The 22,712-nt window shown below is 33.9% G+C and carries 24 protein-coding genes; 13 read left to right on the top strand and 11 right to left on the bottom strand.

Features of this window, described 5'->3' with window-relative positions:
* Window positions 1-106: 106 nt before the first annotated feature.
* The 5 genes from ACFQO1_RS06245 to ACFQO1_RS06225 all read left to right on the top strand — a co-directional run bounded on the left by ACFQO1_RS06245 (window position 107) and on the right by ACFQO1_RS06225 (window position 3,998).
* Window positions 107-1,258, top strand: coding sequence for a M14 family zinc carboxypeptidase (locus ACFQO1_RS06245; RefSeq protein WP_380217126.1), 1,152 nt, complete (start codon window positions 107-109; stop codon window positions 1,256-1,258).
* Between the two features lie 48 nt (window positions 1,259-1,306).
* Window positions 1,307-1,789, top strand: coding sequence for an Lrp/AsnC family transcriptional regulator (locus ACFQO1_RS06240; RefSeq protein ID WP_380217125.1), 483 nt, complete (start codon window positions 1,307-1,309; stop codon window positions 1,787-1,789).
* Window positions 1,790-1,867: 78 nt separating this feature from the next.
* Window positions 1,868-2,380 (top strand): DinB family protein, encoded by a 513-nt coding sequence (locus ACFQO1_RS06235; protein ID WP_380217124.1) that lies wholly within the window; start codon window positions 1,868-1,870, stop codon window positions 2,378-2,380.
* Window positions 2,380-3,336 (top strand): YihY/virulence factor BrkB family protein, encoded by a 957-nt coding sequence (locus ACFQO1_RS06230; RefSeq protein WP_380217123.1) that lies wholly within the window; start codon window positions 2,380-2,382, stop codon window positions 3,334-3,336. The genes ACFQO1_RS06235 and ACFQO1_RS06230 overlap by 1 nt, the downstream gene beginning before the upstream one ends.
* 113 nt (window positions 3,337-3,449) lie before the next feature.
* The gene (locus tag ACFQO1_RS06225) at window positions 3,450-3,998 is read left to right on the top strand and encodes a type 1 glutamine amidotransferase domain-containing protein (protein WP_380217122.1); all 549 of its coding nucleotides are present in this window, start codon (window positions 3,450-3,452) and stop codon (window positions 3,996-3,998) included.
* A 48-nt stretch (window positions 3,999-4,046) separates the two neighbouring features.
* On the opposite strand, the gene ACFQO1_RS06220 is transcribed toward ACFQO1_RS06225, so the two are convergent.
* Window positions 4,047-4,340: a hypothetical protein gene (locus ACFQO1_RS06220; protein WP_380217121.1), complete on the bottom strand. Its 294-nt coding sequence runs from the start codon at window positions 4,338-4,340 to the stop codon at window positions 4,047-4,049.
* Between the two features lie 63 nt (window positions 4,341-4,403).
* Window positions 4,404-5,471: a 3-dehydroquinate synthase gene (gene aroB / locus ACFQO1_RS06215; protein WP_380217120.1), complete on the bottom strand. Its 1,068-nt coding sequence runs from the start codon at window positions 5,469-5,471 to the stop codon at window positions 4,404-4,406.
* Window positions 5,472-5,540: 69 nt separating this feature from the next.
* Between aroB and ACFQO1_RS06210 the strand changes: the two genes are divergently transcribed.
* The gene (locus ACFQO1_RS06210) at window positions 5,541-6,713 is read left to right on the top strand and encodes a proline dehydrogenase family protein (RefSeq protein WP_380217119.1); all 1,173 of its coding nucleotides are present in this window, start codon (window positions 5,541-5,543) and stop codon (window positions 6,711-6,713) included.
* On the opposite strand, the gene ACFQO1_RS06205 is transcribed toward ACFQO1_RS06210, so the two are convergent.
* From ACFQO1_RS06205 to ACFQO1_RS06180, 6 genes are all read right to left on the bottom strand, one after another.
* On the bottom strand, window positions 6,714-7,091 hold the full coding sequence (locus ACFQO1_RS06205) for a hypothetical protein (protein ID WP_380217118.1): 378 nt from the start codon (window positions 7,089-7,091) through the stop codon (window positions 6,714-6,716).
* A gap of 17 nt (window positions 7,092-7,108) precedes the next feature.
* Window positions 7,109-8,308 (bottom strand): alanine dehydrogenase, encoded by a 1,200-nt coding sequence (locus ACFQO1_RS06200; protein WP_380217117.1) that lies wholly within the window; start codon window positions 8,306-8,308, stop codon window positions 7,109-7,111.
* A 67-nt stretch (window positions 8,309-8,375) separates the two neighbouring features.
* Window positions 8,376-9,539: a hypothetical protein gene (locus ACFQO1_RS06195; RefSeq protein ID WP_380217116.1), complete on the bottom strand. Its 1,164-nt coding sequence runs from the start codon at window positions 9,537-9,539 to the stop codon at window positions 8,376-8,378.
* 1 nt (window position 9,540) lies between these two features.
* The gene (locus ACFQO1_RS06190) at window positions 9,541-9,987 is read right to left on the bottom strand and encodes a hypothetical protein (RefSeq protein ID WP_380217115.1); all 447 of its coding nucleotides are present in this window, start codon (window positions 9,985-9,987) and stop codon (window positions 9,541-9,543) included.
* A gap of 19 nt (window positions 9,988-10,006) precedes the next feature.
* A complete protein-coding gene (locus ACFQO1_RS06185) occupies window positions 10,007-10,762 on the bottom strand; it encodes a hypothetical protein (RefSeq protein ID WP_380217114.1) in 756 nt (251 codons plus the stop codon).
* 66 nt (window positions 10,763-10,828) lie between these two features.
* Complete coding sequence (locus ACFQO1_RS06180; protein ID WP_380217113.1) at window positions 10,829-11,425, bottom strand: hypothetical protein; 597 nt, start codon at window positions 11,423-11,425, stop codon at window positions 10,829-10,831.
* A gap of 547 nt (window positions 11,426-11,972) precedes the next feature.
* Between ACFQO1_RS06180 and ACFQO1_RS06175 the strand changes: the two genes are divergently transcribed.
* Window positions 11,973-13,718 carry a helix-turn-helix domain-containing protein gene (locus tag ACFQO1_RS06175; protein WP_380217112.1) on the top strand — a complete coding sequence of 582 codons (1,746 nt, stop codon included), beginning with the start codon at window positions 11,973-11,975 and terminating at the stop codon, window positions 13,716-13,718.
* Between the two features lie 137 nt (window positions 13,719-13,855).
* On the opposite strand, the gene ACFQO1_RS06170 is transcribed toward ACFQO1_RS06175, so the two are convergent.
* The 3 genes from ACFQO1_RS06170 to porX form a co-directional block, all read right to left on the bottom strand.
* Window positions 13,856-14,383 carry a hypothetical protein gene (locus ACFQO1_RS06170; RefSeq protein WP_380217111.1) on the bottom strand — a complete coding sequence of 176 codons (528 nt, stop codon included), beginning with the start codon at window positions 14,381-14,383 and terminating at the stop codon, window positions 13,856-13,858.
* Between the two features lie 261 nt (window positions 14,384-14,644).
* Complete coding sequence (gene tsaE, locus ACFQO1_RS06165; protein ID WP_380217110.1) at window positions 14,645-15,058, bottom strand: tRNA (adenosine(37)-N6)-threonylcarbamoyltransferase complex ATPase subunit type 1 TsaE; 414 nt, start codon at window positions 15,056-15,058, stop codon at window positions 14,645-14,647.
* 96 nt (window positions 15,059-15,154) lie between these two features.
* The gene (gene porX / locus ACFQO1_RS06160) at window positions 15,155-16,702 is read right to left on the bottom strand and encodes a T9SS response regulator signal transducer PorX (protein ID WP_380217109.1); all 1,548 of its coding nucleotides are present in this window, start codon (window positions 16,700-16,702) and stop codon (window positions 15,155-15,157) included.
* 105 nt (window positions 16,703-16,807) lie between these two features.
* Here porX and ACFQO1_RS06155 point away from each other — a divergent pair, with 105 nt between their 5' ends.
* The 6 genes from ACFQO1_RS06155 (at window position 16,808) to ACFQO1_RS06130 (ending at window position 22,704) form a co-directional block, all read left to right on the top strand.
* Complete coding sequence (locus ACFQO1_RS06155) at window positions 16,808-18,034, top strand: HD domain-containing protein (RefSeq protein WP_380217108.1); 1,227 nt, start codon at window positions 16,808-16,810, stop codon at window positions 18,032-18,034.
* 78 nt (window positions 18,035-18,112) lie between these two features.
* Window positions 18,113-19,138, top strand: coding sequence for a UDP-3-O-(3-hydroxymyristoyl)glucosamine N-acyltransferase (lpxD, locus tag ACFQO1_RS06150; RefSeq protein ID WP_380217107.1), 1,026 nt, complete (start codon window positions 18,113-18,115; stop codon window positions 19,136-19,138).
* On the top strand, window positions 19,131-20,537 hold the full coding sequence (locus ACFQO1_RS06145) for a bifunctional UDP-3-O-[3-hydroxymyristoyl] N-acetylglucosamine deacetylase/3-hydroxyacyl-ACP dehydratase (protein WP_380217106.1): 1,407 nt from the start codon (window positions 19,131-19,133) through the stop codon (window positions 20,535-20,537). The genes lpxD and ACFQO1_RS06145 overlap by 8 nt, the downstream gene beginning before the upstream one ends.
* On the top strand, window positions 20,538-21,323 hold the full coding sequence (lpxA, locus tag ACFQO1_RS06140) for an acyl-ACP--UDP-N-acetylglucosamine O-acyltransferase (RefSeq protein WP_380217105.1): 786 nt from the start codon (window positions 20,538-20,540) through the stop codon (window positions 21,321-21,323). It begins immediately after the preceding gene.
* A 40-nt stretch (window positions 21,324-21,363) separates the two neighbouring features.
* A complete protein-coding gene (efp, locus tag ACFQO1_RS06135; protein ID WP_380217104.1) occupies window positions 21,364-21,930 on the top strand; it encodes an elongation factor P in 567 nt (188 codons plus the stop codon).
* Between the two features lie 9 nt (window positions 21,931-21,939).
* Window positions 21,940-22,704 (top strand): class I SAM-dependent methyltransferase, encoded by a 765-nt coding sequence (locus ACFQO1_RS06130; protein WP_380217103.1) that lies wholly within the window; start codon window positions 21,940-21,942, stop codon window positions 22,702-22,704.
* Window positions 22,705-22,712: the final 8 nt, after the last annotated feature.

Genomic DNA, 22,712 nt, shown 5'->3' with positions numbered 1-22,712 from the left:
GTTCCGGAAGCTACTTTTGTTTACAAGAATACACAGAAATCATTCTTATTTGTGTTTACACTTGTAAACAAGTATATGTTTACTTTTGTAAACAGAGAGATTTCATATGAATTATATAGACTGGTATAAGCACAATTTCGAAGCTGCAATTTTGGGTAGGTATGTGACTTTAGAACATATTCAACCTGTATTAGAATCCTATAAAAATGTATTCAAAACTGTAGTAGCAGGATACTCAGAAAAGGAACAAAAAATCCCTTTAATTAAAATTGGTCATGGTAAAAAAGTTGTATTGGCATGGTCTCAAATGCATGGCAATGAATCGACAACTACCAAAGCAATTTTTGATTTCTTCGCATTTTTATCTAAACAATCGAGTTTTCAACCTCAAGTAGACGCTTTTAAGCAACAGTATACATTTTATGTGCTGCCAATGCTAAATCCTGACGGAGCTGCAGCGTATACTAGGGAAAACGCTAACATGTTTGACTTAAACAGAGATGCATTAGAATTATCACAACGGGAAAGTATGTTGCTTCGATCTGTGTTTGATAGTGTCAAACCTGATTTATGTTTGAATTTACACGATCAACGAACGATCTACGGATTAAGCACTAAAAAACCTGCTACCATATCATTTCTTTCGCCTGCTGCCAATAAGAAGCGTTCTATAACTATAGCTAGAATAGAGAGTATGCAACTCATCGCTAAAATGAACGCAATGTTACAGCAACATATTCCAGGTCAGGTGGGAAGATATGACGATACTTTCAATGTAAATTGTGTAGGGGATACCTTTCAGAAAAAAGAGGTGCCAACCATTCTTTTTGAGGCGGGCCATTTTCCTGACGATTACCAACGTGAAAAAACAAGAGAGTATATATTCTATGCGCTTTTGGCTTTGTTTGATATAATTCCCGCTTTAGATACACAATATGATGTTTCAGACTATCTGAAAATCCCACAAAACCAAAAGAATTTTAAAGACATCATACTTCGTAATGTTAACGTAGCAACTAACATTGGAGTGACCGATGTTGCTATTCAATATTCAGAACAGTTGATAAAGGGAGCAATACAGTTTGTGCCGGTCATAGATTTTATTGGAGATCTCTCAGATATTTATGGTCATGTAGAACAGGATTTGAAAGGAAAATCTATTTTATTAAATTCGCATAAAAATTTACAAATAGGCCAGGAGTTGTTGAAAATAAATGACGATACTGACACTATTAATGATTATTTTACAATAAAATAGAGGCAAACGATTAAAAACCTTTTATTTTTGCAGATATATTTTTATTCTATGGCAAAATTTAAATTAGACGATACAGATCATCAAATCCTCGACATGTTAATCGAGAATACCCGAACCGCTTTTACAGATATAGCAAAAAAACTACAAATATCTGCTGGTACAGTGCATGTTCGCGTAAAGAAAATGGAAGAAGCTGGAATCATAACTGGATCCTCATTACGATTGGATTATAAAAAGTTAGGGTATTCGTTTATCGCATACGTAGGTATTTTTTTAAACAAGACCTCCCAGACTCAATTTGTTTTAGAACGAATTAATGAAATTCCTTATGTTACTGTAGCTCATGTTACTACTGGTAAATTTAATATCTTTTGTAAGATTAGGGCAAAGAATACAAGCCATGCCAAAGACATTATTTATGAGATAGATGATATTGAAGGTGTAACCCGAACAGAAACCATGATATCCCTAGAAGAGAGCATCAACGATAAAAAAAGACTTATGCATTCTATTTTTAAAGAAATTCATTAAAAGTTATAATAAACATATAAACCCTTTGCTATTTCGGTAAGGGGTTTTTTTATATTTAGAATTTAAAATTTAGATGTTATGTCAAATACGCTTAAAGCAAATGAATACAATGCATACTATTCGCCATATGTAATGCCAGTAAAAGATGCGCCCTTGCTAGAATTATTATCGAATAGCCTTGACACAACAGTTGCCTTTTTTCACTCACTTAATAAAGACAAATTAGAATATACATACGCGCCAGGTAAATGGACTCCAAAAGAGATTTTACAACATCTTATTGATACTGAACGGGTGTTTAGTTATCGGGCTTTATTTATCGCTCGTGCTATACACACAGATCTAAAAGGTTTTGATCAGGATGAGTTTGCTGAAACTGTACAGGCAAATCAGTTTACTAGAGAATCACTTTTAGAAGATTATATAGCTGTGAGAAAAGCTTCAATCACTTTATTTAAAAGTTTTTCTTCTGAAACTTTACTACGCATAGGAAAAGCAAGTGGAAGTGATATCTCTGTACGTGCATGCGGATATATACTTTGTGGTCACGAAAAGCATCATTGCCAGATTATAAATGAAAGATATTTATAATGAAATTTTTTACCCTTGTCAGAGACACCTATCTAAGTTGGGATAAAAATGAACCCTGGGCCAAAAGTGCGATTATCGCTTATTACGCTCTATTTTCATTACCCTCTCTTTTAATGATCACGATGTATATTGCAGGTACATTTTTAGGAAGAGAAGCTGTTCAGGGTAAAATAACAACCGAAATTGATTCGCTAATAGGAACCGAAGGCGCACAAGCCATTGAAACCATGATTGCCAATGCTGCTATTGAAGAGAGTACCTGGATTACGGTTGTTCTAGGAATTGGGATGTTACTATTTGGTGCCACTGGAGTTTTTTATCAATTACAACGTGCTTTGAATGATATCTGGAGCGTTCGTTCAAAACAGAATAACTTTAAAGATACGTTGAAGCGCCGTGCATGGTCCTTTGGGCTCATATTGGTTATTGGATTCTTATTACTTATTTCACTGGTGGTATCTTCAGCAATTGATGCATTTGTCTCTTATGTCGCTACTTTTTATTCCGAAATTTCTTCGGTGCTATTGGCTGTCGCTAACTTTATACTTTCAGAAGTATTTATAGCAGCTCTTTTTACCACCATATTTACTATGCTGCCAGATATCAAAATTAAGTGGAAAACTTCTATTATTGGAGCTGTTATAACTTCTCTATTGTTTTTAGTAGGGAAATACCTTTTGGGATACTATTTTAGTGCTTCAAACCCAACTTCGGTATATGGTGCAGCTGGAAGTGTTGTGTTGATACTCCTCTGGGTGTATTATTCATGTCTTATTTTATTTTTTGGAGCCGAATTTACGGTGCAATGGGCATTGTATAGAGATATTAATGTCGAACCTGCAGACAATGCAACGCTTTCGTATGAACAAGAACTTGTCGAATTAAGAGCATATAAAGAAAAGCTCGAAAACGATAAGAAAATTGCTAAGAAGCTGAAGAAAAATTCTGAAGCTTAAATTAAGACTTCTTAACACACTTTAGCATAGGTTTAGTACTGCAAACTTGCAGTATGCATGTAATCGCCGTACTTTTATATAAAAGAATTATTAATTAAAAAAGACGAAAGATTATGAAAAAGAGAATAGCAATATTAGCAACCAACGGATTTGAAGAATCAGAATTAAAATCTCCCAAAGAGGCTATGGAAGCCGAAGGTTTTACAGTAGATATTGTAAGTGATACCGAAGGCGAAATTAAATCGTGGGCAGATGGAAATTGGAGTTCTTCATACAAAGTAGATAAAACCCTTAACAATGTAAGTGCGAATCAATACAATGCGTTGATGCTACCTGGTGGTGTAATTAACCCCGATACATTGAGAAGAAATGAAGATGCTTTACTTTTTGTGAGAGACTTCTTTAAACAAAAAAAGCCAGTGGCAGCTATTTGTCATGCCCCTTGGACATTAATTTCTGCTGGAGTAGTAGAAGGTCGAAAAATGACTTCATTTAATTCTATTAAAGATGACCTAGTAAACGCTGGAGCTAATTGGGTAGATGAAGAAGTGGTTGTAGATGAAGGATTTGTAACTAGTAGAAATCCAAATGACTTACCTGCTTTCAACAAAAAATTAATCGAAGAAATTAAAGAAGGTAAGCACGAATTACAACACGCATAGTCGTATTGTAGTCAATAAATTAAAAAAGCTCCATTGTGGAGCTTTTTTTTATTCTTCCTCGTCAGCTATTTTTCTATCTGCTATTTCTACAATAGGATCACTGTACTCATCATTTTCATAATCATCTTCATCAAAATTGGCCATACTGTTTTCTAGTCTGGAACTCACCTTAACCAGGTAAATTGTGTCATCAGTACGCACTTCAACCGCTTCTACAGTTTCGTTTTGTGCATTCTTAAATCGAATCACTTGATCATCGTCGTATCCATCAGGATATTTGTCAACCAACATTGACAGGATTTCTGGAGTTAATTTTTTATAGTCAACTATAATTCTTTTCATAGGTTTGGGCACGTTGTTTTGCGGTTTTAAAACTACTAAAATATAAAAACAATCAAATAACTTTTACAGATTTTTATAATATGAAAATGCCTTGTAAATTAAATCATTAGGAACTTCACAATTTATTTCATGTTTTCCAATATCATTTAGTAACACAAATAGTACTTTCCCGTGCTGATTTTTCTTGTCGTATTTAAGTAATTCTATACAGTCGTTAATTGTGGTTTCAGTAAACTCCACTTTGGGATAATGTGAAAGAATTACATTGGCTATATGCTGGCATTTTTGCTTCGGAAAGTTTAGTAATTCTGTTGAGAGAAAGGTCGCTAAGATTATTCCTATGGCAATTGCTTCTCCATGCAAGAGTGTTTTTTTTGTTTCTGAAGCCAGACAATAGGACTCAATTGCATGTCCTAAGGTATGACCATAATTAAGGGTTTTCCTTCGGTTCTGTTCAAAAGGATCTTCAGTAACCACTTCATTTTTTATAAGAATTGATTTCCAAATCAAATTCTCTTCTGAAGCAGGATTCTTTATATCAAATTTTTGAACATCATTCCAATAATCTTCAGAATGAATTAATCCGTGTTTAAGCATCTCGGCGTACCCCGAAACTACTTCATTTTTGGGTAGCGTCTTTAAAAAATTAGTGTCTACAATTACCTGCAGCGGTTCTTTTATTACACCAATTTGGTTTTTTAGTGTTCCCAGATCTACACCATTTTTTCCACCCACAGAAGCATCTACCATTGCCAGCAAAGAAGTAGGAATATTAATGAACTCAATTCCTCGTTTAAATGTGGAGGCGACAAATCCGCCAAGATCTGTAACCACCCCGCCACCTAAGTTAATTAAAACACTTTTTCTGTCAGCCCCTTTTTCTGAAAGTAAATGCCACAAGTCAACACAACTGGTAATGTTTTTATACTTTTCTCCAGCCTCGATGGTAAGAACTTCATAGCTTGTAATTTCACTTAATTCTAAAAAAACAGGTAAACAAAAACGGGCTGTATGGGTATTGACTAGAATAAATAATTTAGAGGGGTGAAGGCTAACTAGCTTGCTTTTAAGATGTTTCCATGCTTCTTCATTACAGTAAACTGCACCTCGCTCTTTTTTAATTTCCATCATAGGGCCGAATGTTATTTGCGTTGTTTATGAAAGCTCAAATCTAACTATATTTGTATTCATTTTTTAATTATGGTGTCAAATTCACTTTTTGATAATACAGAAGTTGCTTTTAAGTTGAAAACTGATTCTGAACTAGAGCGGGCTTATTTTTTGTTTAAGATGATTGCCAATGAGCCTTTGGTTCGAATAGGAACAGCTGCGACTAAGTTTGCCCTTAATTTGCATTTACCAGTAGAAGGGTTAATACGCTCAACCGTTTTTGATCATTTTTGTGGAGGCGTAAGCGAACAAGATTGTATGCCAACAGTTGACAGTTTATATGAAGCGGGTGTTGCGTCCGTTTTAGACTATTCGGTCGAAGGCTCAGAAGAAGTGACTCAGTTTGATGCTACATTGGCTAAAGTTTTGGAGCTTACTCATTTTGCCGAAAAAAAACCAGCCATGCCTTTTTCGGTATTCAAACCAACAGGTTTTGGACGATTTAAAATTTTTCAAAAAGTTTCAGAAAATAAAGAACTTACTGAAGATGAACTAGGGCAATGGGAGCGAATTATTGGGCGCTACACAGATATTTGTAGTGCAGCAAAGAAATGTGACATCGCTGTTTTGATAGATGCCGAAGAATCTTGGATGCAGGATGCTGCAGATGACCTATGTGAAGAGATGATGGCTGCTTATAATACCGATAAACCTATCGTATTTAATACCCTGCAATGTTATCGTTGGGACCGACTCGATTATTTAAAGGAACAACATGCTAAGGCTAAAGCTGGCGGATACAAACTTGGTTTTAAAGTGGTGCGAGGAGCCTATATGGAAAAGGAAAATGATCGCGCTAAAGAGAAAGGATATCCAACTCCTATTTGTGCAAGCAAGCAAGCGACCGATGCCAACTTTAATGAGGTAATGCAATACATACTAGATAATTTACAGGATATTTCATTGTTTTTAGGAACTCACAATGAAGCTAGTAGTTATTTGGCCATGGAGGTTATGGATGCCAAAGGATTGTTTAAAAACGATTCTAGAGTATGGTTTGGACAGCTTTACGGGATGAGTGATCACATAAGCTACAATATGGCAAATGAAGGGTATAATGTGGCTAAATACATTCCTTTTGGCCCTGTAAAGGATGTGATGCCCTATTTAATTAGACGTGCCGAAGAAAACACATCGGTAGCTGGGCAGACGAGTCGTGAGCTTACCTTACTGAAAAAAGAAAGAGCAAGAAGAAAATTATAATTAGTTAGTAACTTCTTTTAAAGATAGGACCGTTGCTCTATTAGTGCAATTCTGAATTTTTAATTGTAATTTTTTTTCTGAAACTTCTCCGTTAATAATATACACGTTGCACGAATCAAGATTTGTAATACTTTCTCCAAAATCAACGGTGCCATCGTAAAGAAGTGTTGAAATAGCTGAAGTATCTAGTTGTTTTGACTTAAGTGATACCAAAGCCGCTTCAGATAAGACTCTGTCTTTAATTCTTATATTTTTTAATACTCTGTCATTTGGACCATAGTCACAGGAGGTTTTTTTTCCGCCGAGAAAAAAAAATAAAATTAGAAGACCAATACCAAATCCGCCAAGGTACCAGGCAATTCGTTGTGCTACTTTCATAAATTCTTTTTCAGAAATTAAAAGATAAGTAAGTTGATGTCACTATACGACATATCAAACCAATCACTAATCGATTTATTGGTTAAAATTCCGCGGTAAAAATACAAACCATTTTTTAAACCATTGTCAAATCGAATGGCTTGTTCAAGCCCTCCACTTTCTGCAATCTGTAACAGATAGGGAGTGAATATGTTACTAATGCTTATAGATGCTGTTTTTGGATAGCGGGCAGGAATATTGGGCACACCGTAATGAATTACATCGTGTTTAATTTGTATAGGACTATCGTGTGTGGTCATTTCGGTGGTTTCAAAACAGCCACCCATATCTACACTAACATCAATAATCACTGCTCCTTTTTTCATCTTTTCAACCATGTCTTCGGTAACTACAATAGGGGAGCGATCGTTTCCTCTAATGGCACCAATGGCTACGTCGCAACGTCGTAATGCTTTTGTGAGATTTTTAGGCTGAATGGTAGAAGTGTAGAGGGTTTGACCTACGTCAGACTGTAACCTCCTTAATTTGGTAATAGAGCTATCAAAAACTTTTACATTAGCCCCTAGGCCAATAGCAGAGCGAACTGCAAATTGTCCAACTGTTCCAGCGCCAATTACTACAACCTCTACAGGAGGCACGCCGCTAATGTTTCCGAAGAGCAGGCCATTACCTTTTTTTGCATTGACCATAAGTTCAGATGCTATTAATACGGAGGCCGTTCCAGCAATCTCACTTAGCGCTTTAACGGCAGGATAGGTATTGTCTTCATCTTTAATAAATTCGAAAGCTACTGCTGTAATTTTTTTCTTTGCAAGTGCCTGAAAATATTTTTTCTGCCGAGTTTTAAGTTGAAGGGCAGAAATCAATACAGTCTTTGGGTTGATATATTCTAATTCTTCTAACGTAGGAGGCTCTACTTTTAAAACCATAGGGCAACCAAATACCTTTTTAGTATCCTTAGTTAATTGTGCCCCTGCTTCACTAAAGTCCCTGTCTAAAAATCCAGCTTCTTCACCTGCGCCACATTCAATTAAAACACGGTGGCCATTGGCAACGATGGCACCCACAGCATCGGGTGTTAAACAAATTCGTTTTTCTTGAAAATATATTTCTTTAGGAATTCCAATATAAAGTTCTCCTTTTTGTCTGGCGATCTCCAATTTTTCTTCCTGTGGGAGTAATTGTTCTTTGGTAAAAGGTGATGAAGGTTTGCTCATGTGTACTCGGTTGGTTGTACCAAGTTACGTAAATATTTTGAAACACAGAATAGCAATAGTAAGCGGTTTACTCGTATTCATTAATACCATAGAGTACCTCTTTCATTTTACTTCCATTGATCTCAACTGGCTTGTAAGCTGTATTAAATTTTTCGATAGCAATTGTAACACCTTTTTTTAATGTATTGTATTCTGGAGGAATTTTTGAGGAGCATTGTTGCTCATTTTCATAGCTGTCTAGCATGATGCCAAACTTTTCATAAAATTTAGAGCCCTGATCAATAAAAGCATTGTATTGGGTAATGTACTGAAGCAATCTATCTATAGGAAATTCAAGATCGATACGCATTCTTTGAACTTTAGAATCGGAAGGTTTTGAAGAGATAGCAGCTTCCATTTTCTCGAGATAGCTGTTTAACTGGTCACGCACAGCATCCCAGTCATCCATGTCTCTACAGTCCTTTAATGATTTTTTATAATCGATAGGTTTTGTGTAATCGGTAAATAATTTTTCAATTTCCTGCATCATGTTCTCATTGCTTTTCTTTAAAAAAACAGTTTCGAAATAGATAGTATTCAAATCATTATGCATACGGAGTGTAAAGTCGAGAATACATTCTATATTCCGGATGCTTGAGTCTTTTTCTTGCTTAGTTGCGGCTGAATTGGTGAATAATGAAACAAACGAATGTATAATTGAAGTATAGATATTTGTGCCCAATATTTCTGAAAGATCAAAACCTTGTTTTTTTTCACTTTTCTTTGCGATAAATTCTTTAATATTTGAGAATTCCTGATAGTTATTAGGGTTTGATATCTTATTAATTTCGTTGAGGGTACTTACTGTAGCAAAATGATGATCCAAGGCGAGGGTTTTTCCGTAGAGAATTTTAATAATTTGGAGTCCTTTTAGATATCTAATTTTGCTAATATCGTTTATTTCTGAAATTTTATTTTGTTGTAATTGTTCTTTCAGGAGGTCTTTTTCAATCAGTAAGCTTATCTTCTTTTCAACTGTAGCTTCTTTTACTAATAACTCATTAGAAATGGCTGTTAACCGAAAATAAATAGGATTATTTAAGTGGTTGTATGAATCCTTAATATCATTGGTTTCTCGAATCCATTCAGACAAAAGCTGATCTATTTCGTAGTTGTTTTTATGGGTAGCATGACAGGTAATAACCGAAAATAACAGAAAAGCAAGCATATATAGTCGAGAGGAGATGATCATTTTACTGAAGATTTAAGGTTATGATAAAATATTCTTCCGAAACCGAGATGGCATATTCTTTATTCTGAATAGTTCTTTTTTGGGGATTTAAGTGCAAGGTCGAAATTAAATTTTCTGGAAGCATAAATGGCTCTTCCATTATAAAATAGAGTGCTTTTTTATCTGAAATTTCTTCGGCCTCAATGCCACATATTTTACTAAATTCTGAAGTCTCTAAAGCATCTTTTAGAATTAGAAGTTCAATTTTGGAATCGTTAACTACTGCGATGATTGAATTTGCGTTGCTTGCTTTATTTTCGACAATAACACTGCAGATACCTCGATCTCCACGACAATGTCTTCCATTAAAATTGATGGTAGCATAGACCTCATTTTCTGTGTCGAAATCAGCTTGAGCCAGGCAAAGCGGTGCCAGGCACCCTATTAGTAAGGTGATACCTATTTTCATAATATACACTATTTTTATATTAGTCGGGGAGTGGTGCTACTTGTATGTAGCCTCTTTCTATAAGTCCTTTTTTAATCCCTTCGAGATGACCACGTCCATAAACAATCGCAATCTTATTTTTGATTTCCTTGTCAAGTTCTTCTAATACTATTTGATTTCTAAAATTTATTATTATATCATCACTGATATCTTTGTGATTTTCTAAGTTTTGACAAGAACTTTTCTCAGTAATTTTGGTTTCAAAGTCACAAGGTTCTAAAACCACTTTACCATATTTTTCATCGTGAAACTCTAAAATTTGTTCAACAGTTGCATCTGCGTTTTTACTATTTAAACTATCAATTCCAAGGTCCCAATATGATGGCTGATTGATTAGTTGTTTTTTTAGTTTATGCAACTTATTTTTTGTTAAAGTATCTAAAACGCTAACAAAATCATTGCCAAATGTATAAATACCTGTGATTTTTCTTAATTTCCTAGATACTGTATCAGCTTTGGTACTATCCATTTTTTTTGACTTAATCTTTTCCCAATACATGAAATATCCTATTGCTTCCAATGAATCAATTTTTTTAGTAACATCATTGTAAAACTCTCTAGTTCCTGCATGATGGATAGGAATAAATGCTATTTCGTTATTATCTTTTTTAAGTTTAATTAATTTTACTTCATCTTCAAAAATGCCTAATTTTTGAAGAGTCATATTGACAAGTGGGATACGGCAACTTGAAAAAAATAAAGCTAGTAATAATGAGAGAATATAGTAAGGTTTCATATATAAAAAATTTATTTTGAAAAATGCTTCCGCATAAGCTATTTACTAATGCGGAAACAAAAATTATTAACCTAATCCTAGAATTGTTAAAATTAATTGTATAATTCCATTCGTAATCGTAGCGCCTCCATCATCACCAAAAATTTCACTCAGATGGCAACTTAGCTGCCACCATCTGCATCTTCCTCGCTCTGCAAGCAAAGGATTTGATTCCAATACAGTTGAATTTCCTCCGAAAAGTTTAGCTTCAAGATCTGTTCTATTCGCATTTTTTCCTGCCTTTTTCTGTTCCTCATTATAAAAAAGTACCGCATTACCCATTGTCTCATAATCACCTAGCTTAACTATCTCTATTTGATTATAGCCCTTACTTAAATATTCATAAGCTTTGTGTAGCATACCATCTCCTGCAGGGGGTAATATTGGAATGGGCTTAGTGATATTTGTATTATTTCCATAGAACACTTTATTTAAAAACTGGCTATAAGTGTCTCCTTTTGCATAAAACGGTCGAACTGACTCTACAAATTGGGCAAATCCGTCGATTAGTTCTTGTTTAACTTCTTCTTTAGTCCAATTTGAACTGGATGTCTTATTCTGAGCTGTTACTTGAAACCCTATACATAATAAAATTATAAGGGTGATTAATTTTAGTTTTTTCATAATACATAATTTAAAAAATTCCTACTCGTTCGCTTTTCGGTTTCCGCGGCTTTTTAAAGTGTGGAAAGCTTTACACTCTTAAAATAAACCGCAGTTGTCTCTTTTTAAATAATTTGTATATTTGTGTAAGATAAACTATTAAGTTTATTTCGTTTTACAAGAAACGGTGAGAGCTTCTACCTGGTAGAGGCTTTCTCTTTTTTAGTTTGTTAAGTCTGTGTCACTTTTTTCGATTTTATATTAATAAATCAAAACCAAGCAGGCTTCCTCTTTGCAAACTAACTCCCCAGTTAACTTATTTGATGGAAGCCTCTTACTTGGTTTATCTTCTCCAAATGTGATACAGATTTCCTTTAAAAGCAAGTGTATAGGATCGATATTTAAGAATTAACGGTCGTAATTCATAAATTATTGGAAAACTATAAACGACTTAATATTTTAAAAATCAGTTGTTTATGCTAAAGTTATTATCCCTTTATGGGCAATAGCTCCATTTTTGTAAATAACCGACACTTTTTTTTTAGATTTACTTAGTAAACAAATAGTTATGACGATTAATGCATTCATAGTAATTCTTTTTTGTGCCTTTACTGGAATTGCTCAAAATAGTTCGAAGGCTCAATTGGAAACTTATGAAGATGAAGCATTGCTCGATTATTTTAATGAGGTGTCTCATGATTCTATACAAGCAGAAATAGTTGCACGGGTATATTTAGATAGGGGCAGAGCAGAAGGGGATACAATCAAAATGGCTCGAGGATACGACCGTTTAGCACGTATTTTTCATCCAGAAAAAAATATTCAGTTTGCCGATAGTGTTATTTCATTAACAGAAAACATGAATCATATTACCTACCCGGCGTTAGGTTATATGTTAAAAGGTGCATTTTATGGAGTTATGAATGATGTTGAAAATGAAATGAATAACTATTTAAAATGCTATGATCTAGCTTATGAAAATAATAATCAAATACAGCAGGCGTGGATACTTCATCAATTAATTATAGGAAAGACATTATGGGGTGATAAAAATGAAGCTTTAAAATTACAATTAAAAAGAGATAGTTTAATCAATACAGAAGAATACTATCAAAACTTAAAAATTACAACAAGAAATAATTCAAGCATAAGTATTGATGAATTAAAATTAATTAATCAAATTAATTCTTATACAACATTTTCATTTATATACTTAAGCTTGAGAGAATTTGATTCTGTTAATAAATATTTAAAGAAAGAAAAAGAATTATTAAGAAAATATAATAATAAGGATAAACTACAATATGAGTTATCATTATTAAAGTACACATTGGAAACAAGATATCATGAGAAAAATTATAAGGAGGCTATTTTTTTATCTGACAGTATTTTATCAAATAGTCATATTAATGATCTTTCAAAAAATGATCTATTTATCCTTAATAGTATATTAGGTCTCTCAGAACTAAGACTTAATAATGTAAATAGTGGAATTAAATATTTAGAAAAATGCGATTCATTATCAAAAATATTTGAATATGAATTTCATCCAGACGATAGGCTAGTATTTGAAGAATTACTTAAAATTGCAGCTATAAATAAAGACTACCTAAAACAGATTAATTACTTAAATAGATTAAGAAAAATTGATAGTTCTTTCATTATTAAATATAAATATTATGATCCAAACATGCTTAAAAGATTTGATATTCCAAGGCTTTTAGAAGAGAAGGATATATTAGTTTCAGGATTGACCATAAGAAATCAAATTAGAACTAAAACGATTTGGGTGATTTCATGTATTTTAATGATGTCCGTTTTGTTTCTCTTTTACTATTTCAACAGGCAAAAAGTGTATAAGAAAAGGTATGAATCTCTTATTTTGAAAAATTCGGCAATTCTTGTGAATGAAAATAGTTTACAAGCTAAAGAGGCAGCATTAAATGAAATTTCACCTGAAATAGTTTCAGAAATACTTGCAAAGTTAGAAAGCTTTGAAGCAAAAAAGCAATTTTTATCAGATACAGTCAATTTACACAGCTTGGCAAAAAAATTTAATACCAATCAGAATTACCTATCACGGGTAATAAATTTAAAGATTGAAAAGAACTTTTCACAATATTTAAATGACTTACGGATAAAATTTGCATTAGAAGAATTAAAAAACAATGCTATTTTTAGAAAATACTCGGTAAAAGCGATTGCAAATGAATGCGGGTTTAAAACCCCAGAATCATTTTCAAAAGCATTTTATAAAGAAGTAGGGTTTTATCCTTCGTATTATATTAAAAATTTAGAAAAAGATGCCTCATAAAGCTATTTCTTTTTTTTAAATATTTTATATAAAAAATAAATAGCAATAAGAATCCCTAAGCTTATAAGTACTTGAGAGATGACTAGGATGCTATTATATTCAATTAGGGAGAGAAACATTTAATATATGTATATAATTTATCTAAATAAATCTCTTAATTGCTGCCAAAAACTTTTTTTGATCATCAATTCTTCCTCAAATTCTCTTAGATTATTTCCTCTAACTTTATTAAATAATTTGGCTCTAATTAAAAAAACTCCTGGAATTACTACAGCCATTATAGGTAATACGTAGGCTAATTCATTCTCGTCAATTTGATTACTTTGTACAATAAGACCCCAAAGTTGAAAAGCAAACATAGATATTGGTATTAAAAGGACCCAATACCACCAATGCTTACAGGTAAAAAACCATAATAAAAGTAAATAGAGAGGAATTATTTTACCTGTTAAATACCAAGCATATGAATTCCAATCAGGAAAAGAAGTTGTATAAGAAAATAATGAAGTTTCCCAAATTTGAGTCTCTGGGAAACTTTCATATAAATAAAATAATAATGGAGAAATTGCTATTAAAAAAACAATAACTCCACCTATAAATAATGCCTTCTTATCCTCTGATTGGCGGTTTAAGGGTTTTGTCAACTTGTTGTTCTGTTTGTCCATCTTCGATGCTTTCTGGAGTGCAAGAAATAAATAATCCGGCGCCAAAAATTGCAACGATTGCTAAGTACTTTGTCATTTTCATAATAGTAGTTTTTGTGAGGTTAATAGTACAAACCTAGCACGAAAAAACACAAGTTTCCTGATTATCTTCACCGTATCTTAGTGAGTTTTGCTTTTGGCAATATAAAACTTGCTTACAATAGAGCGATTTGGGGTCTTTATAATAAGGAATATGAAAAAAAAGTATGTAGTTGTTGCAATCTAGTTCACTGGCAATACATTTAAAGTTCTTGTTCCATTGTGATTTTTAACCAAAGTCACTTTGGTATATGTATCTGGTAATAATGTTGCAATATGGTCTGGCCATTCTATAAAATTCCAATGTCCTGAGCTAAAGTATTCTTCTACACCAATATCCATTGCTTCTTCTTCGTCCTCTATTCTATAGAAATCGAAGTGAAACAATTTACCTTCGGGTAATGCATATTCATTAACTATTGAAAAAGTTGGACTGCTAATAGTATCTAGCACTCCTAATGATTTTGCAACTTCCTTTATTAAAGTGGTTTTACCTACACCCATCTCACCATAAAACAATATGTTTTTGTTTTTGTTAGCTGCTAAAAGTTGTTCCGCAACTTCTGGTAGATGTTCTATTTTATAGGTCACTGTCATTGATTTTAAAAAAACCAAATATAGACTATTATCACGATTATTTACAAAAATATTCGATAAACAGCAATAAAATAAGTAAAATCCTACAAAAAATAGTTATTTAGGGTCAAGAACAGCAAATGGAATGATCATTTCTTCTAGCGAAACACCTCCATGCTGGTAGGTGTTTCTATAATAGCTAACATAATGATTATAGTTATTTGGGTAAGCAAAAAACAAATCTCCTTTGGCAAAAATGAAAGAACTACTCATGTTAATTGAGGGTAGATGAATACTCTTTGGATCTTTGGCTGCTAGTACGTCTTTGTCTTCATACGTCAAACTTTTACCCGTTTTGTAACGTAAATTTAGACTTGTGTTTTTATCTCCAATAACTTTAGAAGGATTTTTTACATTGATTGTTCCGTGATCTGTAGTGATAATTAACTTAAAACCTAAATGCGCTGCTTGCTGAATAATATCCATTAAAGGAGAGTTTTTAAACCAGCTTTGAGTCAACGAGCGATAGGATTTATCTGTTGAAGCTAATTCCTTAATCACTTCCATTTCTGTTTTAGAATGAGAAAGCATGTCTACAAAATTATAAACTATCACAGTTAGATCTTCATCTTTATGTTGTCTAAAATTATCCGACATTCGTTTTCCCTGCTTTAGACTGGATATCTTAGTATAGCTCCAATTTAAATCGATTCCAAGTCTTTTTAATTGTGCTTCCAGAAATTTATCTTCATATAAATTCTTTCCGCCGTCCTCGGTATCATTTAACCAATAATCGGGATGCTTTTTTTCCATTTCGCTTGGCATTAAACCTGAAAAAATGGCGTTCCTTGCATATTGAGTAGCTGTGGGAAGAATGCTGCAAAACAACTCTTCCTTTGATTTTTTGTACAGATTAGTGACTATAGGCTCAAAAGCTTTCCATTGATCATACCTCAAATTATCTATTACTACCATTAGTGTTGGTGTCCCTTTTTGTAATTGTGGCACCACTTTATTTTTAAATAAGGTGTGAGACATCGTAGGCGCTTCATAATCCTCGAACCAAGATGGATAATTTTTATCTATAAACTTACAAAACTGAATATTAGCTTCAGTTTTCTGGGATTCTAAAATCTCAAACATTCCTGTATCTTCAATTCCTTCAAGTTCTAATTCCCAATACACTAGTTTCTGATAGAGATCAACCCAACCTTCGTAAGTATTGATCATCGACATATCCATAGCAATTTTTCTAAATTCCTGCTGATAACTACTCGTTGTCTTTTCTGAAACTAATCGAGAATGATCTAGATTTTTTTTAAGACTTAATAGTATCTGATTGGGATTTACAGGCTTTATTAGATAATCTGCAATCTTAGAACCAATTGCTTCTTCCATAATATATTCCTCTTCACTCTTCGTGATCATGACCACAGGAAGCGTCGCTTCATATTCTTTAATCTCAGCTAGCGTTTCAAGTCCAGTAAGCCCTGGCATGTTCTCATCTAGAAATACAATATCAAAATTCTGGTCACGAATTTCCTCAAGTGCTTCGGTACCACTTTTAGCAGTCGTCACTTTATAATTCTTTTTCTCAAGAAAAATGATGTGTGGCTTTAATAAATCTATTTCGTCATCTACCCAAAGTACTTTGATATCGTTCATATATGTATATTTGTTGGTGAAATTATTTTTCAGAATTACTTATATCAAAATTAATTCCGAAGTCAGTTAATTTTTTCCGCATCACTACTAATTTAAAGTTAAAGTTTGAAAACCAGTAACAAGCTCAAAATTATAAACGATCCTATCTATGGTTTTATTACTGTTCCTGGAACGCTCATTTTTAAGTTAATTGAAGAACCTTACTTCCAAAGATTGCGACGCATAAGCCAAATGGGAATGTCGTATCTAGTATATCCTGGTGCGCATCATACTCGTTTCCATCACGCTTTGGGTGCCATGTTTTTAATGCAAAAAGCTGTGCAAGTACTACGCTTTAAAGGAGTTGTAATTTCTGAAGCAGAAGCAGAAGCCCTCTACATTGCTATCCTTTTACACGATATTGGACATGGTCCTTTTTCTCACGCAATGGAACATAGTATTGTAAATGGGATAAGCCACGAGCAGATTTCTCTAAAATTTATGGAGGCTTTAAACACAAAGTTTAACAACAGATTAACGCTTGCAATCGCTATTTTTAAAAATGAATATGACCGAAAATTCCTGCATCAGCTCATATCGAGTCAGCTAGATATGGATCGTCTTGATTATCTTCGGCGTGATAGTTTTTATACGGGAGTAAGCGAAGGTTCTGTAAATAGCGAGCGACTTATTACAATGCTAAATGTTCATGAAGATAAGCTGGTAGTAGAGGAGAAGGGAATTTATTCGGTAGAGAAATTTATTGTCGCAAGGCGATTAATGTATTGGCAGGTCTATTTGCACAAAACAGGTATCGTCGCAGAGCAGTTACTCATTAGATTACTTAAGCGTGCAAAAGAATTATATGCCTGCGGAAAGTTGAAAATTTCAAATGATGCGTTGTCATTCTTTATTAGACATTCTATTTCTGAAGAAAATTTTGATGAACTTGCATTAGATAACTTTGCAAAATTAGACGATTACGATATAGTTATGGCAATGAAAACCTGGAATACTTCTGAAGATTTTGTGCTTCACCATCTTTCAGATATGTTATTAAACCGACAATTGCTAAAGATTAAATTTAAGAAAAAGCCTATAAATGCCGATAGAGTTTCAGCTAAAATGGAAATTCTTCAGAAAAAATATACATTAACAAAACACGAAGCTGCCTATTTTGTGTTTACGGGAAGTATTTCAAATCAGGCCTACAAGATGGACATTGACACAATTAATTTAATAACTAAGACAGGGAAAATAGTAGATGTAGCCAAGGCGAGCGACCAGTTAAATCTAAAAGCGCTCTCTAAAGAAGTGACCAAATATTACCTCTGTTACCCTAAGTCAATTTAATATGTCCTTTTTTTAGTTATTTTTGCGTGTAATGTTATTAGATGTTCAAATTCTAATGGCTTAATTAATCAACTTTAAATGAAATTTACAGCAGCCCAAATCGCAGGTATATTAGAAGGTGAAGTGGACGGGGATGAAACAGTAGCGGTTTCAAAACTTGCAAAAATTGAAGAAGGTACAAAAGGTAGTTTAACTTTTCTTGCCAACCCAAAATACACCCATTATATCTACAATACCAAAGCATCAATAACTATTGTAAATAGCGATTTTACTGCTGAAAATCCAATTACGACTACCCTTATTCGTGTTGAAAATGCGTATGAGGCTTTTTCAAAATTACTTGAATATTATAATCAGGTGAAAATGAATAAAACAGGAATCGAACAACCTGTTTTTATTTCTGAAAGTGCATCCTATGGAGAAACGATTTATTTAGGTGCTTTTACTTATCTGGGAGAAAATGTTAAGATTGGTGCTAACGCAAAAATATATCCTAATGTATATATAGGTGATAATGTTACTATTGGAGATAATGTTGTTGTTTTCGCTGGGGCTAAAATTTATTCTGAAACTGTCATTGGAAATAACTGTGTTATCAATAGCGGAGTAATTATAGGAGCAGATGGTTTTGGGTTTACACCTAATGAAAAAGGGGAGTTTAGTAAAGTACCACAAACCGGAAATGTTATTATTGAAGACTACGTTGATATTGGTGCAGCAACAACAATCGATAGAGCTACCTTAGGTTCTACGATTATTAGAAAGGGAGTAAAGCTTGACAATCAAATACAGATTGCGCATAATGTTGAAATAGGTAAAAATACGGTGATTGCTGCACAGACAGGAATTGCTGGTTCTTCTAAAATTGGTGAGAACTGTATGATTGGTGGCCAGGTTGGTATTGCGGGTCATCTAACCATTGGGAATAAAGTGCGTATACAGGCGCAAAGCGGAATAGGTAGAAATGTAAAGGATGGGGAAGCATTACAGGGATCTCCAGCAATTGGATATTCAGATTATAATAAGAGTTATGTTCATTTTAAGAACTTGCCAAAGATTATAAACCGATTTAATACCTTTGAAAAAAATAATAAGAATGAGTGAAAGCATTTGTAAACAGCGCACCTTAGCAAAAGATGTCTCTTTAACAGGCGTAGGACTACATACAGGTAAGGAAGTTACGATTGTATTTAAACCTGCACCAGAAAATCATGGGTATGCGTTTAAGAGAGTAGACTTGGAAGATACTCCTATAATTGAGGCAGATGCAAATTATGTGGTCAATACACAACGTGGAACTAATCTTGAAAAAGACGGTGTTAAAATTCAGACCTCAGAGCATGTTTTAGCAGCGCTGGTTGGAATGGAAGTTGATAATTGCCTTATCGAATTAAATGCTTCAGAACCTCCAATAATGGATGGTTCTTCTAAGTTTTTTGTAGAAGCTATTGAGAAGGCAGGAATTACCGAACAGGAAGCAGAACGCAAAGAATATATTGTTAAAGAAGTCATTACCTATAAAGATGAAGCTTCTGGGAGTGAAATAACCATATTGCCAAGTGAAACTTATCAAGTCACTACAATGGTAGATTTTGGCACCAAAGTGTTAGGTACCCAAAATGCATCAATTGATTCACTTTCAGAATTTAAAAATAACATCGCAGATGCAAGAACCTTCAGTTTTTTGCATGAAATTGAAATGTTATTGGAACATGGTCTTATTAAAGGTGGTGATTTAAATAATGCGATTGTATATGTAGATAAAGAACTTTCAGCAGCTACGATGGATAAGCTGAGAGTAGCTTTTGGAAAGGATGAAATTTCAGTAAAACCAAACGGAATTCTGGATAACCTGACCTTACATTACCCTAATGAAGCTGCGAGACACAAGTTATTAGATGTAATAGGAGATTTAGCTTTGATTGGAACCCGCATTCGCGGAAAAGTTATCGCCAACAAGCCTGGACACTTTGTAAATACTCAATTTGCAAAGAAACTTTCGAAGCAAATAAAGCTGGAAAGTCGGAATAAAATTCCGCAGTTTGATGCCACTGCAACTCCTGTAAAGGATGTAAATGCTATAATGGAGATGCTACCACATAGACCTCCATTCTTGTTAGTAGATAAAATATTAGAATTAAGCGACTCGCATGTAGTAGGCTTAAAAAATGTTACCATGAACGAGCCGTTTTTTGTTGGTCACTTTCCTGGTGCACCAGTAATGCCTGGTGTTCTTATCGTAGAAGCAATGGCTCAGGCAGGAGGTATTTTAGCCTTAAGTACTGTTCCAGATCCCGAAAACTATCTAACATTTTTTATGAAGATCGATAATGTAAAGTTTAAGCAACAGGTTAATCCTGGTGACACGCTATTTTTCGATCTAAAACTAATTACTCCTATTCGACGAGGGATAGTGCATATGGAAGGAAAAGCATACGCCAATAATAAATTGGTTACTGAAGCGGAGCTTATGGCTCAAATTGTAAAAACTAAAAACGTATAAATGAATCAGCCACTTGCTTACGTCCATCCGGGCGCTAAAATTGCTAAAAATGTAGTAATAGAGCCTTTCACAACCATTCATAGTAATGTTGTGATTGGTGAAGGAACTTGGATTGGTTCAAATGTTACGATTATGGAAGGTGCTCGTATTGGAAAGAATTGTAATATTTTTCCTGGTGCTGTAATATCTGCTATTCCTCAGGATCTTAAGTTTAATGATGAAGAAACCACTGCCGAAATTGGTGACGGGACTACTATTAGAGAGTATGTAACTATAAACAGAGGGACGGCAGACAAAGGAAAAACCGTTATTGGTAAAAATTGTTGGATCATGGCGTATTGTCATATTGCACACGATTGTATTGTAGGCGATCACTGTATTTTTTCTAACAATAGTACATTAGCAGGACACATAACTGTTGGAGATTATGTAGTGTTGGCAGGAATGACAGCGGTACATCAATTTTGTATGATTGGTAATCATGCGTTTGTTACGGGAGGTTCTTTGGTTAGAAAAGACGTTCCTCCTTATGTGAAAGCCGCTCGTGAACCTTTATCATATGTAGGGATAAATTCAATTGGATTGCGAAGAAGAGGTTTTACTCCAGAAAAAATTAGAGAGATTCAGAATATATTCAGGATATTATATCAAAAAAATTATAATAATACTCAAGCTGCAGAGATCATAGAAGCAGAAATGGAGGCCACTCCAGAGCGTGATGAAATTCTGCAGTTTATAAAAAATTCAAAGCGAGGTATCATGAAAGGATACTTCAGCAATAATTAACTAATTTAAATAATCCAGGTGGTTTCATCTGGACAACACTATGGCAACAAGTTCAGACATACGAAAAGGATTGTGCATTCATTATAACAATGATATTTATAAAATAATTGAGTTTTTACACGTGAAACCTGGTAAAGGGCCTGCATTTGTAAGAACGAAGCTAAAAAGCGTCACTACGGGAAAAGTAATTGACAATACATTTTCTGCAGGTCATAAAATAGATGATGTTCGTGTTGAAACCCATAAGTTTCAGTTTTTGTATAACGAAGGAGAGTGGTATCATTTTATGAATACCGAAGATTATACTCAAATAAGACTTCTTAAAGAGGCTTTAGACACACCAGAATTAATGAAAGAGGGAGAGGTTGTAACGGTCCTTATAAATACTGAAAATAACACTCCACTTTCCGTAGAGATGCCAGCACATGTTATTTTGAAAGTAACATCTACAGAACCTGGAGTCAAAGGGAATACAGCAACAAATGCAACAAAGCCTGCTGTTATGGAAACAGGAGCCGAAGTGAATGTTCCTTTATTTATTAATGAAGGCGATAAAATTAGAATTGATACCGAAAAAGGACAATACCAAGAACGGATTAAAGAATAACTGTCTTTAATGAAAAAGACCAACGCCGAAATTGCAAAAACTGAAGCAGAATACTGGGACGAAGGAAAACTAGATCGCACCAAGATCAAAAAGCTACGTCGGCATGCCTTTTTCTATTCTTATCAACGGGAAGCTAAGATCATTCAATCAATTGTAGCAACGTTTGAGGATAAAGAAGTTCTTGAAATTGGATCTCATTCCTGGCTGCAGTGGATTAAAGGAAAAGCAAATCCGAAGAAACTCACTTGTATCAATATTTCTCAAGGACAGCTTAATGAAGGCAGTAAAAATGCTTCCGAAGTAGCATTCAAAACTGAATTTCATCTCATGGACGCCAACGAGCTCTCTTTTGCAGATGAGAGCTTTGATGCGGTTTATGGAGGCGCTATTTTGCATCATCTCGATATAGAAAAATCTATTGGGCACATCCATCGAGTGTTAAGACCTGAAGGTGTTATTATGTTTACGGAGCCCCTAAACATGAATCCTATCTATAAGATTTACAGAAAGTTGCATCCAAAAGAACGTACTCCAGATGAACATGCCTTGGTAGCCTCAGACTTTAAACTTATTAGAGAAAAGTTTACTTTTCAACATCATTTTTTCGACTTTTTTAGCGTATTCACTGGCTTTATCGCGTTAAAGATTTATGGGGATAAAAACTATGATAACTGGATTAACAAACTTGGATATTCGTTAGATGTTATGCTATCTAAAGTTCCTTTCCTACATTTTTTGTTCGCTCGGGTTATTATTTATGGAAAAAAACGGTAGATTTAACG

The sequence above is a fragment of the Jejudonia soesokkakensis genome (genome assembly GCF_042664795.1).
In the GTDB taxonomy this organism is placed as follows: domain Bacteria; phylum Bacteroidota; class Bacteroidia; order Flavobacteriales; family Flavobacteriaceae; genus Jejudonia; species Jejudonia soesokkakensis.
This window is presented reverse-complemented; position numbering and strand designations above follow the sequence as displayed.

Excerpts from the sequence above, each read along its gene's own strand:
- ACFQO1_RS06245 (WP_380217126.1), top strand. The coding sequence starts at position 107 with ATGAATTATATAGACTGGTATAAGCACAATTTCGAAGCTGCAATTTTG.
- ACFQO1_RS06240 (WP_380217125.1), top strand. The coding sequence starts at position 1,307 with ATGGCAAAATTTAAATTAGACGATACAGATCATCAAATCCTCGACATG.
- ACFQO1_RS06235 (WP_380217124.1), top strand. The coding sequence starts at position 1,868 with ATGTCAAATACGCTTAAAGCAAATGAATACAATGCATACTATTCGCCA.
- ACFQO1_RS06230 (WP_380217123.1), top strand. The coding sequence starts at position 2,380 with ATGAAATTTTTTACCCTTGTCAGAGACACCTATCTAAGTTGGGATAAA.
- ACFQO1_RS06225 (WP_380217122.1), top strand. The coding sequence starts at position 3,450 with ATGAAAAAGAGAATAGCAATATTAGCAACCAACGGATTTGAAGAATCA.
- ACFQO1_RS06220 (WP_380217121.1), bottom strand. The coding sequence starts at position 4,340 with ATGAAAAGAATTATAGTTGACTATAAAAAATTAACTCCAGAAATCCTG.
- aroB (WP_380217120.1), bottom strand. The coding sequence starts at position 5,471 with ATGATGGAAATTAAAAAAGAGCGAGGTGCAGTTTACTGTAATGAAGAA.
- ACFQO1_RS06210 (WP_380217119.1), top strand. The coding sequence starts at position 5,541 with ATGGTGTCAAATTCACTTTTTGATAATACAGAAGTTGCTTTTAAGTTG.
- ACFQO1_RS06205 (WP_380217118.1), bottom strand. The coding sequence starts at position 7,091 with ATGAAAGTAGCACAACGAATTGCCTGGTACCTTGGCGGATTTGGTATT.
- ACFQO1_RS06200 (WP_380217117.1), bottom strand. The coding sequence starts at position 8,308 with ATGAGCAAACCTTCATCACCTTTTACCAAAGAACAATTACTCCCACAG.
- ACFQO1_RS06195 (WP_380217116.1), bottom strand. The coding sequence starts at position 9,539 with ATGATCATCTCCTCTCGACTATATATGCTTGCTTTTCTGTTATTTTCG.
- ACFQO1_RS06190 (WP_380217115.1), bottom strand. The coding sequence starts at position 9,987 with ATGAAAATAGGTATCACCTTACTAATAGGGTGCCTGGCACCGCTTTGC.
- ACFQO1_RS06185 (WP_380217114.1), bottom strand. The coding sequence starts at position 10,762 with ATGAAACCTTACTATATTCTCTCATTATTACTAGCTTTATTTTTTTCA.
- ACFQO1_RS06180 (WP_380217113.1), bottom strand. The coding sequence starts at position 11,425 with ATGAAAAAACTAAAATTAATCACCCTTATAATTTTATTATGTATAGGG.
- ACFQO1_RS06175 (WP_380217112.1), top strand. The coding sequence starts at position 11,973 with ATGACGATTAATGCATTCATAGTAATTCTTTTTTGTGCCTTTACTGGA.
- ACFQO1_RS06170 (WP_380217111.1), bottom strand. The coding sequence starts at position 14,383 with ATGGACAAACAGAACAACAAGTTGACAAAACCCTTAAACCGCCAATCA.
- tsaE (WP_380217110.1), bottom strand. The coding sequence starts at position 15,058 with ATGACAGTGACCTATAAAATAGAACATCTACCAGAAGTTGCGGAACAA.
- porX (WP_380217109.1), bottom strand. The coding sequence starts at position 16,702 with ATGAACGATATCAAAGTACTTTGGGTAGATGACGAAATAGATTTATTA.
- lpxD (WP_380217107.1), top strand. The coding sequence starts at position 18,113 with ATGAAATTTACAGCAGCCCAAATCGCAGGTATATTAGAAGGTGAAGTG.
- ACFQO1_RS06145 (WP_380217106.1), top strand. The coding sequence starts at position 19,131 with ATGAGTGAAAGCATTTGTAAACAGCGCACCTTAGCAAAAGATGTCTCT.
- lpxA (WP_380217105.1), top strand. The coding sequence starts at position 20,538 with ATGAATCAGCCACTTGCTTACGTCCATCCGGGCGCTAAAATTGCTAAA.
- efp (WP_380217104.1), top strand. The coding sequence starts at position 21,364 with ATGGCAACAAGTTCAGACATACGAAAAGGATTGTGCATTCATTATAAC.
- ACFQO1_RS06130 (WP_380217103.1), top strand. The coding sequence starts at position 21,940 with ATGAAAAAGACCAACGCCGAAATTGCAAAAACTGAAGCAGAATACTGG.